We start from the raw sequence: 17,656 nt of genomic DNA on the forward strand, positions 1-17,656 counted from the left end.
TAAACTGTACTTCATAACAGCAGGAAGCGCTGTATCTGCCCAAGAATCAGCATTACTAGTAATCAAGTAGCTTTAATGCACCGTCTTTCCTAGTAGAAATATAGTCACGGCTCTTCCAGATACTGACAGCAGCAAGCAACAACGATCAGGTGTCCTGACAACATATAGCCAGCAATAGCAGCGAGTTTAAGTGATTTACACATTTAGGATGCTCGCTCAACTTCAGTAAAACTGTTGACTGTATTTTCAGCTATGTATAGTTAATGACTAAACGCCCAACATTATAAGTCAATACAGTTCAGTTAAGCATTTTTTTCTTCTCTCTGTGTCGCGCCAGTTGCTTCAAGTCGGGGAACCGCAAGGGTGCACTGGCTTCTCTGCGCCTTTGCGGTTCGTTAAAACAACTGACTTTGACAAAGAGTTTTAGCCTTAACTGAACCGTATTGCATTATAAGCGACGTTGATTGTCAGTGTCAAAAATGACTTTTTTCTGATGACAGCACAACCGACTCCCAAAAACTCTCTTCCTATAAAAATTGTTACCGAACGTAATTTCATCGACTGGTTACAATCCCAGCAGATGAGTCTGGCATTTACCATCTATCAAAGTTCGCGTTTGATGCTGTTAGGTGCGAACTCCCAAGGGCAAATGTCGGTATTTGACTGGTAACACTGCACGTCATAGAGTTCGGTGACTTCTCCCTCTAGACGTAACCAGTGAACAACTCCTCCAGTTTTTATATCTATGACCGTCAACCCACATCGGGGGTCAGCATTTTTACTAACTAAAGTTTCGTCCAGTTTTAAACCAGAAAAAGTTTTGTAGCGTCAAAAGGGTGTAATTGCTTGTAAATAAAGGGTTTTTTCTAAGTGCGGATGCTTAAAGCGAAGTTCTCTGGCGTGCAGATGTAAGCGACTGGTAACTACACAGCATCCATAAAGGCGATCGCCTAAAATAGTTACCCCAAGTCCTCGCGTATCAGCTGCATGAACCCTTAATTGATGAGTGCGTCCTGTTAGCGGCGTAAACTCTACACGGGTGTAATCTTGTTCTCTGGCAATTACCTGGAAGTGTGTCAAACTGGGTTTACCGTGCTGCCAATCGACTTTTTGATAAGGACGATTTTCAGGATCTCCCCACAATGGCAGGTCAATTTTACCTTGCTCAACTGTCACAACACCGGAAAGTATCGCTTCATAAACCTTGTAAACCTGGCGTTGCTGAAACTGCTGACTAATTTGCCGATGGGTTTGACGATCGCGTGCCAACAACAAAATCCCAGAAGTTTCCTGATCTAGGCGATGCACAGATGCAAGCGCCATCCCATCCGCTAAAAGATGACGTAAGCGACTCAAGACACTATCTTGGCGATCGCTATAACGACCAGGCACCGAAAGTAATCCAGCAGGTTTGTTCACAGCAATCAGCCATTCGTCTTCATAAATAATCGGCATCTCTCCCTTGATTGTGGGAAATTCATCGGACTCAAACACATTAGGTCTAGGTAAATGTGTTAATGTCTTTAGTAAGAGTGGAGTTGTCATGTAAAAATCTCTATTAGGGATTGAAATAGGTCTTAACCCGGAAAGCAAAAACCCCATCAATGGCTGGCATCGCTCGGCACATGCTCCATAAAATTTTCCCTGGATTTTATCTTGATTTACGGAAGACGCACCCCACCAAAATTCTGCCATTGCCAGTGGTTTGAGATTATGTGTTGCCGCATAATGAAGCAGTTTTGGGGCACAACAGTCTCCTGTGCCAGTGGGCGAACCTCCTGGCATCAATTGCTGTAATGATAGCGATCGCCCGGAAAAATTAGTCAGGCTGTAGGTAGCCTGCATCTGAGCTTGGAGTTGACGAGACAATGCTTTACGCTGTTGTTTCAATTCGCTAATTCGCGCATCCGTTGCTGCAATTAACTGCTGGAGGGGCTGTAATAACTCATTTTGCTGGCGTTTAAGTAGTCGCCGCTCAATTCCCTGCTGACGACTCTCTTCGTCGAGTTGTTCAAGGGCAATGGTGCGTGCATCTTTTGTAAGTGTATTGCAGATTTGCTGGCGTTTTTCCTGTCGTTGATGTTTGCAATGGCGATGGCGATCGCTCATTGCTTGTAATTGTTGCTCAAATTCATTAAAGAGGGTTTCATACTGCTGGCGTTCGGTTAGTTGCTTTAAAGTAAGGATTTCCTGTTTAATCGCGTCCAACTGTGCCAAAGTGCGGGCTGACTCTAAAGCAACTTCGTCTCGTCCTGGAATTGGTGGAACCCAGCCCTCAACCACACTGCAACCATTCAAAAGACCGGAAAAGGCTTTGAGTACCTTTTGTTCGCCATTAGCTAGTTCAACTAATAGTATTCCATACATCTTACCTTCACGAGAATAACAGTCATTTTTGGCAAGTTGTTGCATGAGTCCGTGAGCGATCGCTTCAGATATTGAGGTGCGGGGTAATTTTAGGCAATCGCCACTTTGGAGACAACGCCCCTCGTACCAATAACTAGGAGAGGAGCCACTTATTGCAAAATTGCAGTCGATGAAATCTGAAAGTGCGTACAGAATTACCATACAAAGTATGATTACAAATCTAGTTGATCCTGATATATAGAAATTATTGTCTTTGCTAATCCCTCTTTTGTTACCTTCGTAGAGAATAATCTAAAACTCCTATTTTTACCTCTCTTCTCAAGCAGTAAGTTTAAATGATAAAGTTTGCTTGTGAGCGCACAATATTGCACAATTCATTATTTTGTTTAGCGTTCAAAAGTGAGGCAGTATTTTTTCTCCTCGTAGTAACAAAAGAGGGATAACAAGATAGTACGAGTGGAAGTGCGATCGCCTAGATTGGGCGGGTACGTAGCCAAAGATTCAACGTTTAGAATTTAGGGAGCAGGAATCGATGAATCGCTCTTTGGTGGATTGGCTTGTTCTGATGGAAGCGGTTGTTCAGATGGCGGTTGTTCAGATGAATTATCTTCTCTGGATGTAGATTCTAGCTCTTTTATCATACCATGCTGCTCTTGCCCTCTAAGCCCAAGATATGTTGCGGCACTGATTCCTTGTAGTGTAAGAAGTGTGTCATCAAATTCTGGCATTGCCAGATTTTTCAGAACTTCCCAAACAAAGAATAGCCCAATAGCAACTGTCCAAATAAATGTTTGGAAGCGATGAAAGTTAACTCCATTAATGTCCGATAATATATCGTAGAAAAAACCTTGAGAAACGCTTTGACTACCTTTTTTATTCTTTTCATTCCCTTGTCCATCAATTAACGAAATACCAACGGTAGTTACAGAATTGATTCCCAATAATATTAGTGATTGCTGATTCAAAATATTGGTATAGTCTCCTGTTATGCCGTAGATAATCAGGTAAGCACCAAAAATTAGAAATGTCCAAAAAGCAAGTTGAGATATAGATAGACTAAATGGGTTCCTGTTCAATTTTTTTCTGCCAAGAAAAACTTGAGCAATTCGGCTTTGACGATATTCGTTTTTAAGATCAACCTTTTTAAGATCAACCTTTTCTGTGGTCAACCCTTTCTGTCCACCAATCACCTCTATTTCAGAGTAAACTCCTTCTATTCCAGAGCTACGAAGAGTGTTTCGGCAATACCTAATGAACATTAATACAACAGCCACAAGTAGAAGTAGACACAGCCAAAATCGCCACGAAAACAGAACTATTGTTAATTGAGGAGGTGGGAAACCATTGCTCACCGGAATTGCAAGTTTTTTCGGACATCCCACTCCCGCTATGACGTTAATACTGTATCTGCTACCAAGAAGCCCATTCCATGCAGCTTGAGATGAGTCGGTACGTTCAAGTCGAAAGGCTAACCAATCATCCTCAAGAACTGTCTTTTGATCTTTACCTTGAACCTTGACGATGACTGGTTCACCGTGGATATCTTCTAGTTCATAGCCATCCAGGTACAACACTAATTGTCGAGGATCAAATGAATTAGTGGCATTAGCCGTTGCTTTTCTGGTCGCTGCTGATAATCCTTTAACTTTTATCCTGATGCGATCGCCCATTTTAACTTGGTTACCACCATTGTTGGCAATGACTTGTTGAGTTTCCAGTTCAGGAGGTACTGAACATAGCTGAGGCGCTAAATTTACAGAAGGCCCATCTGAACTATCTTGAGCAATTACTGCAAAATTGATAGTAACAATCAACAGAAAAACCAACAGAAAAATAGCAGTCAATCTTTTAGCATTTCTATACATCGCTCGGTATTCCACCAACAGTGATTACTATGTCGGTAGTGTAACCATACTTGAGTCATTCAGGGTAACTAAAAGTTTAAAAGTTTAGGTTTCAAAATCCTTCGTTTGTATCAAGGATTTTAACATAGGTCAGCCACAAATCTTAAAGACGCTGTGTTTGACTCCGCTCAACATAATTTCGCTTTCAGGGAAGTCATAAGTCAGGAGAATTATTTTACACAATTCCTGGAACAGCAGGTTTAAGTTACCTTTGAGTGAATCGCGGCTACGGTTGCGTTTAATTCGTTTGGTGTCGCAAGCTATACACTAGACTGTGGTTTCCCCATTTTTGCAATCGCAATCTTCAACTTCTGCTTCCTGCTTTTACACTGATGCGATCGCAAAAATGGCAATTTTGACTCGATTGAATTCTTTAGAGTAAGGCTTTAGACCCAATTTTTTGGTAAATTAGCCCAGTTTGTGTTTATTTCTTTTGCCATTATTGCTGCCAATAACAGAATCAAGCCAAAAAGTGACTAATCATTCAGATTTTCATTGACTACGAACCCACAATCATTAACAGGGGTTGCTACTGCTCTGAATTGAAACTCATCCTATGGCAACAACCGAAAGTATGTTAGTTGACCTTAAATTAATAGCTGCTTAGTACAGCTTTGCCTAAAATCGTAGCGTTTTTAATGCAAGGGGACGCATTGGTATTGTTAGCCGATGCATTGGTATTGTTAGCCGATGCATTAGTGTTGTTAGCCGATGCATTAGTATTGTCAGCCAATGCATTGGTATTGTTAGCCGATGCATTGGTATTGTCAGCCGATGCATTGGTATTGCAGAGTATTGCCAAATTTACTTCGCTACGAATTAATGAAATGCTGTACTTAGAGTAAGTCTGTAGTCCCTACCTCAAATGTGGGGATTTGATTTTGTTGATAGAATGCGATCGCGTTTCAATCCCTAATAGTGATTTTATATGATTGCAATTTACGCACTGCAAGCCAATCTAGGATTAATAATTCGTTTCAATCCCTAATAAAGATTTTATCTGATTGCAATTATGGTGAAATTACGGGTTGTGTTGTGAAGTTTGACCAGTTTCAATCCCTAATAGGGATTTTATGTGATTGCAATAGAGCCAGTCCAAGATAGTCGTGCAATACTAGTTCGTTTCAATCCCTAATAGGGATTTTATGTGATTGCAATAGGATAAATATCCCAGTGAGTTTTTTAGATTCTTGTTTCAATCCCTAATAGGGATTTTATGTGATTGCAATTGCCAGCTTCTGAAAGCCTTACTCTATTTGGTTTTCAAGGGTCGGTTGCGCGAATGCAAAAATCATAACACGAGGAGTTGTAATTTGGCTAGAGGCAAATGGCTGAAAACTAGCCGCCATAAGGTGCGCGGATGGTTTAGAAATACTAACGCTCTCAAGTTCTTGCATATAGGGCAATTCAGCTATTTTTGTAGTCACTCCTTCCCGAACACCTACCCATCCGCGCATTCAGCGAAAAAATAATCTAATGGAAAAGCTGCTTACTTAGTAAATATCCTACTTGATGAGGTTGGCTGACTAACCTTACTTAGCAACATCTTCAAAGTCTGTTATGGCACAAGCAAACTCCCTAAAAGCTGTTTTAATCAAAACCTCTTTCGTTCCCCTTTCTAGCGAAGAATTACGTATAAGGTCTGTTAATTCTATGAACAGTACAGAAAACATAAAACGATCTTGGCGGTCAACTTGTTTCAAGCAAGACGATATAAATTGATAAAGCTCTGTTTTTCTAGGTTTGGTTTGTTCTTCCCATATTTGTAACCCAAGCCGAAAAGTTCTTAAACGGATTTCATTACTGTTGAAGGACGCGTCTTTGTAGCGGACTGATACGCGTTGGGGTATTTCCATGAGTTTTAGCTATACATATTCAATGTAAAGTAATTATTCACTTATATTTTGGCTCAACCGGAAAAATCTAATATTTGACCAAAAATAAAAAGGTATAGAGCAAGTAAATTTATTGATGGAAAATAACAAAATGTATTTCGAGACACTTAAGTTGACAGCTATGGGCTGACACCAATTCCAACAACCACGATAGATTAGAAACGAATTACTTGCGTGGACTGACACTTAAGGGTAGCACAGCTATGCTACCCCCTAGCATCAATTTAGAGGATACCCCAGAAATGGAGTAAGCCTTGACCAGAAAAAGCTTCAATCAAAATCGCAGATAAAAAACCAATCATTGCAAGACGACCGTTCCAGTTTTCACTCTGAGGAGTGAAGCCAAAACGCACAGCATTAGGATCTTCAGAAACAATAGGCGCAGGATTTTTAAAACCTGTCATAAGTAAAACTCCAATGTTCAAGTGTTGTAGCAGTTGTAACTGTCTGTTAAGTAATGTAACAGATGTTTAAAAAAATGCAACATTGAGTGAATAAAGAAAATCTAAAGAAAATATGCTCAACATTTTTTGATTTCCATTCACCTTGTAGAGTAAAAGTGCGTTATGAAATTTTGCGTAGGCGTAGCCCGCCGCAGGCATCGCTTGTAGCAAAGATTGTGCTGTTTCTTGATCTTAATGCTTATTCAAATCCACTCAGCATTTGAACAGAACCTTAAAAACCGCATAATTCCGTTAAGATGCATTGAGTTTTTGAGCTAATTGGAAGCTGTTGAGCGCAAATTGTCTTTCTGCAATTGCGAATTATCTTGGTCAGCGAAGGTTTTGAACTCGATGGCATCATGGCTACAAAAGAGGCGCACTTCACTACTGTGGTCAAGCGATAACGCACGCAACCTATCTTGATTATAAAGTCGAGCCTTGCGGTCTACCTCCATGAACCACTGATAGGCACGTAAACCAGGTGGGCAAACTCGTTTAGCAGAGCCGATTTCATGTCGGTAAAAGTAAGCATCGCCTGCATGTAAGAGCCAACCTTCGGATGTCTCAATGGCGATACCTGCATGACCCCGTGTGTGACTGCCCCACCAATCGGGCACATACAACCACAATTAAGATGATGAATACACATAAATTATTCTACCGAGTATCAATCTCTTTTAAAGACGAAACAATATGGATAATCAACATACTTAGGAATGAAGAAATTTATGTTTTTACAGGATTTAATTGCTAAGTTACTTGTGCAGTCTGTGTCTAAAGTCTAATGAAATCAATTTACAGGTTTAACTTGCTTGGGTTGTAATTGTGAGAATAAGTCTGATTCGCTACGATCAATCGCATGAGGAATTTATCGCATCTGAGTATGACAAAGCAGGACGCTCCACTCACAGGAGAAGCACTAATTAAGGAAGTCTGTCGGCGGATTCGAGTAGCCCGCAGCTATTGGGATGCTCACAACAATGCTGCATGTAGAGGTGAGCGCGATCGCGCATTATCCCTTTACAATACACTGAGTAAAGAACAAAAAGAACAGATTCCGCAAGTGTTGCGGGTATGGCTGCGCTATCGCAGTGAGAAGTATTTTGGCGCACACCGAACACCACCCAAATCGGCACGAAAATCAAAATAGTATCTTTGTCAAAGTCAACAGTTCGGCTTCGCTCACTGTTGACCCTGAGCGTTCGCGTAGCGTCTCGTAGAGAAGCCGAAGGGTCAATTTTTCTAACGTAGACGCTGCATCGGCTTGCTGCAGGCTACCACAGAGGCGCAGAGAAGCCAGTACGCCCTTACGGTTCGCCGACTTGTTCACTCTTAAGTTCTCTCAGTGCCACGCCAGTTGCACTGAGAGAAAAAAGAAATGCTTAACTCAACTGTATTGCACTATAATTCGCATGTGAACACATTAGGACTAAGTTATCTCTCCAACCCCACTTGGTGTTCACAATGAAAACCTCGATTCTTCCAAACTTTCATATCTACTTGGGCAAGTCTTGTTATATTTGAGCATTGCGGTTGAATAACTTGGCTAAAAATCGCCCAAAATAAGCTGCGTGTTACATCTAATCCAGTTTTAGCCCAAGATTCACGATTACCAGGAACACCCAACTCCTCAACAATCTCTGTCTCTACCCAAATACCATGAGCGCCCAAGAGAATTTGTGCCATCCATTTAGCTCTAGGTAAATGGCTTGGCGAGGTAATCAACATGACTTTATGCACTCCCCAACGCCGCAAAATTGGAATACCATAATAGAAATTTTCAAAGGTAGAATTCGCACAGTTTTCTAACCAAACGTTTTGTAACCCTGCTAATTCTGCCTGAAAAATTAACCATATACAGGGGTCTGGAGAACCATGAGAAATTAAAATTGGCGTTTGCGGGTATTGTTTTGCTTGTTGGGCTACATAAGTTTCTCGATGAATACTCCCACCAAGTACAAAAAAGGCGTCTACTGGCTGCGAAGAAGCAAAAACTAAGGTTATAGTGGTAAAAATAAGCCAAGCGCCTAAAACAAAGTACAATCCACTAGTTAGTTTTTGTAACGATTGCCACAGATTAACAAAAAATTTTTTAATAGAAACTAACGATTTGATGGTAAATTTACGTTTCATGACTTAAGTAATAAAAGCTAATTTAATGCAGTCTAATAGTACTGCAATTGGGCGATCAAAGTGCTATCTTAATAAAAGTAATGAATAGGTACAAAAATGACGCTTATCAAAGTGTCACATATTTAGTATAGTCTTCCAAAGAAGGCTAGCAAACTGAGAAATGGTTGTTAAGAATGCAGTATTTTCGGCATCATTCAACGATAAAAATGATGAAGGGAGTAGAGCTTAGTTTGGGGTATAAAAACTTAAAAGTCTCTTGAAAGCCTGATTGCTAAACTGTCAATAACACAATTATTCCAGCTAATATACATGAACCAATCTGCGAAAAGTTACTCGCCGCTCCAAGTAGCCTTGATTGGTGGAGCGATCGCCACTACTGCTACTATGTCTTTGTTCGGCACCGCTTGGACTCGTGGTGTCCGAGCTGCTCTAGCCCTACAAGACAGCCCGAAAGTGATAGTTGACCAAGTATGGCAACTGGTGAATCATGAATATGTTGATGGCAAGTTTAATCAACAAGATTGGCAAGCAACCAGGCAAAGCCTGTTGAGTAAAGACTATTCTTCTCGGGAAGAAGCTTACGCTGCCATCCGTGAAGCTTTACAGAAGTTGGGAGATCCTTACACTCGATTCATGGACCCCAAACAGTTTGAAGCCCTGACTAGTCAAACATCTGGGGAAGTCTCTGGTATTGGTATTCGGATGGAAGTGAATGAAAAAACTCAGCGCCTCACTGTTGTCGAAGCCATAGAAAATTCTCCGGCGCTGAAAGCTGGGATCAAAGCAGGCGATGAAATTTTGGCAATCGACGGCAAACCCACTCTCAAAATGAAAGTGGATGATGCTTCCAAACTAATTCGCGGCAAAGCAGGTACTCCCATCAAGCTAAAGCTGGCACGGACGGGTCAAAATCCTTTTGAACTGAAGCTGACAAGAGCAAGTATTGAAGTGCCAACAGTACGTTATACCCTCAGACAAGAAGGGACTCGCCGCGTTGGTTATATCCGTTTACGGGAATTTAGTGCTCATGCCGCAGACCAAATGCAACGAGCCATCCGCGATTTGAACACTAAGAAAGTTGATTCTTATGTCTTGGATTTGCGAGGAAATCCTGGCGGATTGTTACAGGCAAGCATTGAAATTGCCCGGATGTGGTATAATGACGGCGGCATTGTCAAGACAGTAGACCGTGTAGGCGGCACTGAAGAAACTAAAGCTAATCGCACTGCTTTAACAAATCGTCCTTTGGCGGTCTTAGTGGATGGTAATTCAGCTAGTGCTAGCGAAATCCTCACAGGGGCACTCAAGGATAATAAGCGGGCGGTAGTCGTAGGTGGTCAAACTTTTGGTAAAGCCTTAGTACAGTCAGTTCATGAACTCGCAGATGGTTCTGGCTTGGCAGTTACCATAGCCCATTACTATACCCCGGCTGGAACAGATATTAACCATAAAGGGATTGCCCCAGATATCAAGCTAGACTTGACAGAGGCACAAGAGCGGCAATTGGCTTCTAATCCAGATTTAATCGGAACTAAGAGTGATCCCCAATATGCCCGCGCGATCGCAATTTTATCAAATCACAACTTTGCCCAACCGCCAGCAAATCAGCCCACTCGACCGATGAGCCGCGCCGATAACCTAAAATTTTAGGTGAATGATTTATTGTAAGAATTTAACACCCAGGAGTCAGGAGCAAAGCTGGAGACGTTTTTGTTGCTCCGGTCAGAATTTATCAATAATCCAGAATAATTAGTATATTTATTGATTAAATGTTCTTCTGATTCTTTAACTATTCTGAATCCTGAATTCTGACTTCTGAATTCTTACGATTTGTTTGCAGGTGTTTATATAGTAGTATTCCCAAATCCAGATTTTTGGAGTTATGAAAACTGCTTGATATACCCTTCTAGGATTTTGGATTGGGAATACTAGTTAGTAATCCCAAACCAAAATTTCAGATTTATGAATCATCAGCCATTTGATGCAACCACCGCCACCAGTTTTTTACCAAGGGTGTCGGTGGTTGTTCCTATTTATAACGGTGAGGCGGATTTGCCAGAGTTAATCAATTGTCTGTTGTCTCAAACCTACCCGAAAGACCGGGTAGAGTACTTATTGGTGGACAATAATAGTAGCGATCGCACTCTCACCATCCTTAAAACATCTGCCGAAAATTGCCCAATTACAATTTACCCCTTGAGTGAAAACCAAATTCAAAGCTCATACTCTGCTCGTAATACTGGGATTCGCGCCGCTACAGGTGAAATTATCGTTTTTACCGATGCTGATTGCCGTCCACAACCGCAATGGTTAAACGCATTAATTCAGCCTTTTGTCAACAAAGAGGTGGTAATTGTCGCTGGTGAGATTTTGGCACTACCAGGTACAACTTTGCTAGAACAACACGCAGATCGTCAAGAAACTTTGTCGCAAAAGCATACCCTTAACCATTCCTTTCGTCCTTATGGTCAAACCGCTAATTTAGCAATTCGACGCATTGCCTTAGAAAAAGTGGGTTTATTTCGTCCCTATCTTACCACTGGTGGCGATGCCGATATTTGCTGGCGGATTTTGGCCCAAAACATCGGGCGTTTGGAATTTGCCCCGAATGCGATCGTTGGGCACCGCCACCGTGCCACACTTCAAGAACTGCGAAGTCAATGGCGGCGCTATGGACGCTCAAATCGCTATCTGCACGAACTGCACGGTATAGATTTAATGCGAGATATTACACTCAAAGAATGCGGCTATCGTTTGGCACGTTGGTTAGTCAAGGAAATACCAAGAGATATGAAAAAAACGATAACGGGTAAAGCTACACTTGTAGATTTATTAAATACTCCCATTGGTTTATTCACTGCTAGAGCGCGTGCTGCTGGGCAACGAGACGCCAAGTTGCCAGAAAATGCCAAGATAATTGAGCGACTGTAACAATAAGCTGTTACGCAAATAAAATTGGATATTTACTCGTGTACCCCTCTGGGGAGGCAAGCTAGCAAGAGCGTCTCGTTCAGGAGAGGGTTGTCATTAGTCATTTGTCACTTGTAGTGAGCGGCTTGTCCTGAGCTTGTCGAAGGGCGTAGTCGTAAAGCCTGCGGCATAGCTACGCTTAGGGCGCAGCCTAAGAAGAGAAGGGCGTAGTCGAAGTAAACCGAGGTAAGCCGAAGTATTAGTCATTTGTATTTCAAAGGACAATATTAACGATTGCAATGCACAATCTAGACGCGCATCAGCTTATTAGGGCACTAGAATATGAGCAGTCAGTTTTGTAGGGAATAGTTTGATATACAAAACTTTTGACTTTTAATTCGTGACTTTTGACTTCCGCCTTGTGGTACTAGAGGGTTGGTCGTTTACTTTCGAGGATTTCTGTTGCTTTCTGGACAGAAAGTGGCCGGTAGAATAAATAGCCCTGTACATCCTCACAATTAATAGATTTCAAGAATTCCAGTTCCTCTTCTTTTTCTACCCCTTCGGCTATCAACTTCAATCCCAAGCTGTGTCCCAAGGTAACTATCGCCTTGATAATATGAGCTACTTTGACATCTTGCGTCAAATATTGAATAAAAGATTTATCTATTTTCAGATTGTGGAGTGGCAAAAGCTGTAGACGCGAGAGCGAAGAATGACCCGTACCAAAGTCATCAATGGAGAGATAAACACCCATCTGCTGTAGATCCTTTAACACCCTTCTGGTAAAATCTAAATCCTCAATGGCTGTGGTTTCCATAATTTCTAATTCTAAAAAGTGCGGCTCCAGACCCGTTTCTTCTAAAACTGTAGCTATAGTCTCCATCAATTTAGGTTGGCGGAACTGCTTAAGAGAAAGATTAACAGCGATCGTTATGGGTGGCAATCCTGCATCTTGCCAGATTTTATTTTGAATACAGGCTGTCCGCAGCACCCATTCACCAATAGAAACAATTAATCCACTTTCTTCGACTAGCGGAATAAAAACACTGGGTGCGACCAATCCCATCTCTGGGTGCTGCCAACGCAATAGAGCCTCCATACCAGTAATTTCGTTTGTAGTAATATTGACACGAGGTTGATAGTACAGCTTAAATTCATTGCGTTCTAGGGCATAGCGCAAGCTCTTTTCTAAAGTCAGGAGTTCAGGATTTTTAGCACTCAGAGAAACACTATAGAATTGGTAGTTATTCCGCCCTTTGTCCTTGGCGTAGTACAAAGCAGCATCTGCGTGCTGGATTAATGTTTCGGCGTCAGGACTGTTGTGATCAAGCAACGCAATACCAAGGCTGGCAGTCACATAAAGTTCATGCCCTTGGAGATGGAAAGCATCCTGCAATGCTTGTAATATTCTATACGCCACCAGTGTTACCTCTTTAATATCATTGACTCGCGGGAGTAAGATAGTGAACTCATCACCTCCCCAACGGGCTATAGTGTCTCCGCCTCTAAGTGAGTCTTGTAATCTTTGAGCGACGCTTTGTAACAATTGGTCTCCCAGAGTGTGCCCCAAAGTGTCATTAATCACCTTGAAGCGATCTAGGTCGAGGAAGATTACAGCTAAACTTTCACCATTGCGAGTGGCATTTGGGAGAGTTTTATTAAGCAGCTCATAAAATAGTAGGCGATTAGGCAACCCTGTCAGCATGTCATGTAAGGCTTGATAGCGAATCTTTTCTTCTACTTGCTGACGCTGCCGTGCCCCAATAATACTGGCCGCCATCGTCAAAAGAGTAGATTCTTCGTGCTTTGACCAATGACGCTCAAAAGTGCAGTCTGCCAAGCCAAGGTAACCCCAGAACTCTTTCTCCAAGCAAAGAGGTACCAAAAGAAGGGATTGAATGCCATCTCGAATCAGGAATTCTTGTTCGGCGACAGGAAATTGTTGGGTGAGTCCGCTAATCGACTTGCCGCTAGAAAGAATAGCGTACCAACGAGCTAATCCAGAACCTTGATAAGGCTGATTTTGCCAATATTGGTAAGTAGATTCAATAGAAGGATGTGTCCATTCAAATTGCAAGCTGACTGCTGTTTCTCCAGTAGCAGGATGGGGATGGTTCTGAAAGAGATAAACACGATCTGCTTTAGCAGCTTCACCTAACACAGCTAGAGCTAGATCAATACCAGTTTCGTAATTCATTTCCCCTAGCAAATAATTGGTAGCTTCTGCAACTGCCTGTAGTAAGCGATCACGCTGACGTAGTTCGGCTGTGGCTTGTTTTTGCTCTGTAATATCCCTAATAATAAAAGTTCTAATTAAATCACTTTCAGGAAGGTAGAGAACGGATTGTTCAAAAACTTCTGTACCTACTTCCACCTCCCGCACAAAAGAATTTTTTTCTAGATTATTTGTACTTAAAAGTCCTGTTAAAATCGGGTGTTTTGTTCCAATTTCTCTAAGTTTGGGAAACTTGAGAGCTGCGGCTGGATTAAGATAAGTGACTCTTCCCTCCAAATCCATCTCAATGATTGGATTGGGGATGAGTTCAGGGAAGGATGCTAGGCGAGCTAGAGCAGACTCACTAGCTAGTTCAAAGTTGGGATCGATAACTAAGGTTTGAAAAGGATTGGCAGGACTGCCTTGCTCTAAGAGGAAACCAGATAAGTCTTCAACATCAAAAGATTCAGAAAATGCTTGTTCTGAAATGTTAGAAATAGCATAATATTTAGCTTGAGCTTGATTACTGCCAAAGGCAATTACATCTCCACTTCTAAGATTATGAGAAAAGCATTTAATACCATTGACAAATAAGCCATTAGTACTTCCTTTCCCTTTATAGTTACCATCAATAATCTGAAAGCCATATTGATCAGTATCTGGAACAGTTACTCGCAATAAAATTGCATGTTGCATTGATACTGACCGCGAAGACAAGATAATAGTGTTTGCGGGATGCCGCCCCAGAGAATAAGTAGTCTCTTGCAAGGGGACAGTTCGCCGGCCTTGCAGGTCTTTAATGACCAACAGATGGCGTATTTTTTCCCGCTCGTTTCCTAGCATGGCTGTTCCTCAAATTCTCATATTTTTATGTCTTAGTCTGAAAAATCTTACTTCCACAAGTTCCAATACCTTTCAATACCGTTCGGTTAAGGAATTTCTTGGTTAAGGCAGGCTCTTGGGGCAGTTCAGGAATAGAAGCTGTTCTTGAGAGAAGAATTATTGAACAAGAACCTTCTTTTCTCAAGAGCTTATCTGCACCTTATTGGGGGGATTTTCCGGGGCAAAATATCACTAACACCAAGGTATTGCCATAATTTCAGACTTTCAGGTTACACTTATGGGAAAATTTACTCAATCAAAATTGTCACCGTCTATAATTCCAAAATTGCTATGAGGGTGCAAACTAGCTCTTATTTTAAGAATTGACCCTTTGGAATGAGATGGCTAATTGTTGAATCAGTTTTGCGGTAGAAATTCTAGCTGTTTTTTCTATTCATACATAAGTTATAAACTTTCCTCCTTCGTCTATATCATCTGACCTTGTCTTTCTTAGGATACCCAGAATAAAATTAAACACTGAATAAAACACTTGGTATATTTGCGGATTTTAATTCTGATTGGCGGAGAAACTCTGAATTAAATAAATAACGGTCTGATTTTTATTTTTTAATCAGTCAAATTTTTCTGTTTTGTGGAATGATTTTTGCGAAATAGATTAGAGCAAGACAAAAATTAAATTAATTGGGCGTATCCCACTGAGAAAAATATCTGAGCATTTGAAATCGCACGCCAGTTGCTTTAATAGAGCAAGAACCCCCGTTGGCGCAGCCTATGGTAGAGAAGGAAAGGGAAGGAGAATGAATCCTTAAATTTTAAAAAGGATTATATAATAAACTAAAATACAGTCCCTGTTCTTGTAATGTTCTATCATTCGAGTTAACAGATACTAAAGGAATGCCCCAGTCAAGACGAACGGTGAAGCGATCGCCTTGTGACCAACGCAACCCCAGACCAACAGCAGCTAAAGTATTATGATCGGGGTCGGGGTTATCTTTACCATAACTGTTCCAGCCAGCACCAAAATCCACAAATGGGACAACCTGTAACGTACTATCTATCTGCGGTAAGCGCAGAATCGGTACTTGAACTTCCGCAGAAGCAAAAATGCCATTATCTGTCAACAAATAATCTTGACGATAACCCCTAACGCTATCTTGTCCACCTAAGCCAATTTGCTCTATAGGTAAAAGTGCTCTGGATGCTAGTTGCGTATTTAAACGAAGTAAAAGTAAAGTTTGAGGAGCTAAAAGGCGTACCCACTGCGCTTGCCCTTGCCAAGCAAAAAAACGGCTATCAGGAGGATCTTGATTAACCGTGGCATTCAACACATCTAGACCCAAACTGAATTGAGAGCGTAGGGCGATGACTTCACGGCTGTTACGATTCGTCCATTCTTGAAAAAATCGCAAGGCAGATACCCTGGTGCGTCCCTGTCCATCAGATCCAGGTGAAAGTACAGAGGGAGGAGTTGCTGGGTTCTGTCTCTGTAGTATCCACGAGATATCACTTTCACGTCGAGAAGCTGTTAACCCAAGAGCGAATTCTTGTGTGGGAGTTTGGACTATAGGCTGACGGAATGTCAACTCGTAGTAGCGAGATGCCGATTCGATATCTAAAATTTTGAAAGCAGGTTCAATGACATTACTCGACGTAGTGCCATAGTTAAAGCTAAGAGTTCCGTTGCGGGGATTGAGAGGCAATGTGTAACTAGCGTCAAAGGAGTTGCTACCATCAGTGTTGGTGTATCCTAAACTCAGACTATCTCCCAATCCGAGTAAATTGGCTTCATTCAATCGTAATCCACGGCGGAAACTGCCAACACTAGGCGATCGCCCATTATCAAGAATTATTGGGCTACTAAAGGTTTTTGCCTCGCTGATCTTGACTTCTAAAAGACTCGTACCAGTCCGCGATCCTGCGGTGAGTTCAGCAGAGACGTTTTTAATTAAAGGATTAATTTGCAAAAGTTGCAGTGCCTCTAGTAAACGTTGCCGATTTAGAGGCGCTGATGTAGCTATTGCTAGTCGGCTGCGGACATAATTCGGATTCAACCGCCGAGTTCCAGTTACCTGGATATCTTCTAATTTACCTTCGACCACCTGAATTTTTACAACACCAGATTGGATTGTTTGAGGTGGGATATAAGCACCAGAAGTAATGTAACCATTTTGGACGTATAAATCAGTAATTTTAGAACGTGCTTGATACACTTGGGTCAGTGAGATCGGTCGTTTGGTAAATTCAGCAGTGGCTTTGGCTAACTCTTCACGACTGAAGACTGTGCTACCAATAACTTCAAACCGTTCAACAACAATAGTTTGAGGAAAATTGCCAGGGAGTGGTTCCTCTGGTGTCAGATTTGGGGCAGAGGGTGGAAATAGTTCTGCTGGCGGGGGGAGTGGTTGTGGTAGTTCAGGTGAGGGAGCTGGCGAAGGTAAAGGTGGTTGCACATCCTGTGGTTGGACATCCTGTGGTGGTGGGAGTTGTTGTGACAGGATGAAATTACTAGTTGGTAATTGTGTAGTATCAACAGCCTGAGCTTTCAGTGGACTATAAGTTATGCTCCAAAGTGATAGAAGCATACTCAGTGGTAAGCAGGATACTATAAGATTTTGAGGATATTTATCAATCATCGTACTGGACTATTTTTGGTTAGAAACTATGGGATTATTCGGAGACTATTTCAGATGTGAATCTTACTTCATCTTTTGTCACTAAAGTTGATATCTTGGGCAAATCTCAATCAATTTACAGCTATTTTCAGGTAAATAGACCACACGGTAGGGGCACAGCAATGCTGTGCCCTTACGACAGATGTGGTTCAAATACATGAAAATTGCTGTAAAAGCTAAATAAACTAGTTATTGCAGACTTAAAAGCAATAATTGTCTCCTGCTACCGAAAAAAAGGTCAGCCGCCGCCAACAACCTCTCGAAATTAACG

General features: G+C 41.6%; 14 protein-coding genes, 1 pseudogene and 1 CRISPR repeat array. Of the genes and pseudogenes, 5 read left to right on the forward strand and 10 right to left on the reverse strand.

Annotated elements, in window-relative coordinates; translation table 11 throughout:
* Nucleotides 1-493 precede the first annotated feature (493 nt).
* A complete protein-coding gene (locus V7L20_RS14475; RefSeq protein WP_334744751.1) occupies nucleotides 494-670 on the forward strand; it encodes a hypothetical protein in 177 nt (58 codons plus the stop codon).
* Here V7L20_RS14475 and V7L20_RS14480 read toward each other — a convergent pair.
* From V7L20_RS14480 to V7L20_RS14490, 3 genes and pseudogenes are all read right to left on the reverse strand, one after another.
* Nucleotides 604-813 (reverse strand): annotated as a pseudogene (locus V7L20_RS14480) (DUF4915 domain-containing protein); the annotation flags it as partial. The gene V7L20_RS14475 and the pseudogene V7L20_RS14480 overlap by 67 nt on opposite strands.
* Before the next feature lie 15 nt (nucleotides 814-828).
* Nucleotides 829-2,568 carry an RluA family pseudouridine synthase gene (locus V7L20_RS14485; RefSeq protein WP_334744752.1) on the reverse strand — a complete coding sequence of 580 codons (1,740 nt, stop codon included), beginning with the start codon at nucleotides 2,566-2,568 and terminating at the stop codon, nucleotides 829-831.
* A gap of 314 nt (nucleotides 2,569-2,882) precedes the next feature.
* A complete protein-coding gene (locus V7L20_RS14490; protein ID WP_334744753.1) occupies nucleotides 2,883-4,232 on the reverse strand; it encodes a hypothetical protein in 1,350 nt (449 codons plus the stop codon).
* A gap of 677 nt (nucleotides 4,233-4,909) precedes the next feature.
* Here V7L20_RS14490 and V7L20_RS14495 point away from each other — a divergent pair.
* Nucleotides 4,910-5,116: a hypothetical protein gene (locus V7L20_RS14495; RefSeq protein ID WP_334744754.1), complete on the forward strand. Its 207-nt coding sequence runs from the start codon at nucleotides 4,910-4,912 to the stop codon at nucleotides 5,114-5,116.
* Between the two features lie 57 nt (nucleotides 5,117-5,173).
* A CRISPR array of direct repeats spans nucleotides 5,174-5,500; the repeat unit is 37 nt; unit sequence GTTTCAATCCCTAATAGGGATTTTATGTGATTGCAAT.
* 303 nt (nucleotides 5,501-5,803) lie between these two features.
* Here V7L20_RS14495 and V7L20_RS14500 read toward each other — a convergent pair.
* The 3 genes from V7L20_RS14500 to V7L20_RS14510 form a co-directional block, all read right to left on the reverse strand.
* Nucleotides 5,804-6,127, reverse strand: a complete 324-nt coding sequence (locus V7L20_RS14500; protein WP_334744755.1) for a hypothetical protein — start codon at nucleotides 6,125-6,127, stop codon at nucleotides 5,804-5,806.
* 263 nt (nucleotides 6,128-6,390) lie between these two features.
* Nucleotides 6,391-6,570 (reverse strand): chlorophyll a/b-binding protein, encoded by a 180-nt coding sequence (locus V7L20_RS14505; protein WP_012407782.1) that lies wholly within the window; start codon nucleotides 6,568-6,570, stop codon nucleotides 6,391-6,393.
* A 314-nt stretch (nucleotides 6,571-6,884) separates the two neighbouring features.
* Nucleotides 6,885-7,226, reverse strand: a complete 342-nt coding sequence (locus V7L20_RS14510) for a hypothetical protein (protein WP_334744756.1) — start codon at nucleotides 7,224-7,226, stop codon at nucleotides 6,885-6,887.
* A 266-nt stretch (nucleotides 7,227-7,492) separates the two neighbouring features.
* Here V7L20_RS14510 and V7L20_RS14515 point away from each other — a divergent pair, with 266 nt between their 5' ends.
* Nucleotides 7,493-7,759, forward strand: coding sequence for a Precorrin-3B methylase (locus V7L20_RS14515; RefSeq protein WP_334744757.1), 267 nt, complete (start codon nucleotides 7,493-7,495; stop codon nucleotides 7,757-7,759).
* Nucleotides 7,760-8,043: 284 nt separating this feature from the next.
* Here V7L20_RS14515 and V7L20_RS14520 read toward each other — a convergent pair whose 3' ends face one another.
* On the reverse strand, nucleotides 8,044-8,742 hold the full coding sequence (locus tag V7L20_RS14520) for a YdcF family protein (RefSeq protein ID WP_334744758.1): 699 nt from the start codon (nucleotides 8,740-8,742) through the stop codon (nucleotides 8,044-8,046).
* A gap of 309 nt (nucleotides 8,743-9,051) precedes the next feature.
* Here V7L20_RS14520 and ctpB point away from each other — a divergent pair, with 309 nt between their 5' ends.
* Together ctpB and V7L20_RS14530 are read left to right on the forward strand one after the other, a co-directional pair.
* On the forward strand, nucleotides 9,052-10,392 hold the full coding sequence (gene ctpB / locus V7L20_RS14525) for a carboxyl-terminal processing protease CtpB (RefSeq protein WP_334744759.1): 1,341 nt from the start codon (nucleotides 9,052-9,054) through the stop codon (nucleotides 10,390-10,392).
* Nucleotides 10,393-10,704: 312 nt separating this feature from the next.
* Nucleotides 10,705-11,673, forward strand: coding sequence for a glycosyltransferase (locus V7L20_RS14530; RefSeq protein WP_334744760.1), 969 nt, complete (start codon nucleotides 10,705-10,707; stop codon nucleotides 11,671-11,673).
* A 96-nt stretch (nucleotides 11,674-11,769) separates the two neighbouring features.
* Here the strand turns inward: V7L20_RS14530 and V7L20_RS14535 are convergent, their stop codons facing one another.
* The 3 genes from V7L20_RS14535 to V7L20_RS14545 all read right to left on the reverse strand — a co-directional run bounded on the left by V7L20_RS14535 (nucleotide 11,770) and on the right by V7L20_RS14545 (nucleotide 17,295).
* Nucleotides 11,770-11,919 (reverse strand): hypothetical protein, encoded by a 150-nt coding sequence (locus V7L20_RS14535; RefSeq protein WP_334744761.1) that lies wholly within the window; start codon nucleotides 11,917-11,919, stop codon nucleotides 11,770-11,772.
* Between the two features lie 160 nt (nucleotides 11,920-12,079).
* A complete protein-coding gene (locus V7L20_RS14540) occupies nucleotides 12,080-14,713 on the reverse strand; it encodes an EAL domain-containing protein (protein ID WP_334744762.1) in 2,634 nt (877 codons plus the stop codon).
* Nucleotides 14,714-15,525: 812 nt separating this feature from the next.
* Entirely contained in the window at nucleotides 15,526-17,295 is a 1,770-nt protein-coding gene (locus V7L20_RS14545) for a ShlB/FhaC/HecB family hemolysin secretion/activation protein (protein WP_442943547.1), read from the reverse strand.
* Nucleotides 17,296-17,656: the final 361 nt, after the last annotated feature.

Origin of the sequence: Nostoc sp., from assembly GCF_036916735.1 — a bacterium.
GTDB lineage: Bacteria > Cyanobacteriota > Cyanobacteriia > Cyanobacteriales > Nostocaceae > Nostoc.

Bases quoted from the DNA above. Each gene is read 5' to 3' on its own strand.
- V7L20_RS14535 (WP_334744761.1), bottom strand. From the start codon at position 11,919: ATGACTAATACTTCGGCTTACCTCGGTTTACTTCGACTACGCCCTTCT.
- V7L20_RS14490 (WP_334744753.1), bottom strand. From the start codon at position 4,232: ATGTATAGAAATGCTAAAAGATTGACTGCTATTTTTCTGTTGGTTTTT.
- V7L20_RS14545 (WP_442943547.1), bottom strand. From the start codon at position 17,295: ATGCTTCTATCACTTTGGAGCATAACTTATAGTCCACTGAAAGCTCAG.
- V7L20_RS14540 (WP_334744762.1), bottom strand. From the start codon at position 14,713: ATGCTAGGAAACGAGCGGGAAAAAATACGCCATCTGTTGGTCATTAAA.
- V7L20_RS14475 (WP_334744751.1), top strand. From the start codon at position 494: ATGACAGCACAACCGACTCCCAAAAACTCTCTTCCTATAAAAATTGTT.
- V7L20_RS14505 (WP_012407782.1), bottom strand. From the start codon at position 6,570: ATGACAGGTTTTAAAAATCCTGCGCCTATTGTTTCTGAAGATCCTAAT.
- V7L20_RS14515 (WP_334744757.1), top strand. From the start codon at position 7,493: ATGACAAAGCAGGACGCTCCACTCACAGGAGAAGCACTAATTAAGGAA.
- ctpB (WP_334744759.1), top strand. From the start codon at position 9,052: ATGAACCAATCTGCGAAAAGTTACTCGCCGCTCCAAGTAGCCTTGATT.
- V7L20_RS14530 (WP_334744760.1), top strand. From the start codon at position 10,705: ATGAATCATCAGCCATTTGATGCAACCACCGCCACCAGTTTTTTACCA.
- V7L20_RS14495 (WP_334744754.1), top strand. From the start codon at position 4,910: ATGCAAGGGGACGCATTGGTATTGTTAGCCGATGCATTGGTATTGTTA.
- V7L20_RS14485 (WP_334744752.1), bottom strand. From the start codon at position 2,568: ATGGTAATTCTGTACGCACTTTCAGATTTCATCGACTGCAATTTTGCA.
- V7L20_RS14500 (WP_334744755.1), bottom strand. From the start codon at position 6,127: ATGGAAATACCCCAACGCGTATCAGTCCGCTACAAAGACGCGTCCTTC.
- V7L20_RS14520 (WP_334744758.1), bottom strand. From the start codon at position 8,742: ATGAAACGTAAATTTACCATCAAATCGTTAGTTTCTATTAAAAAATTT.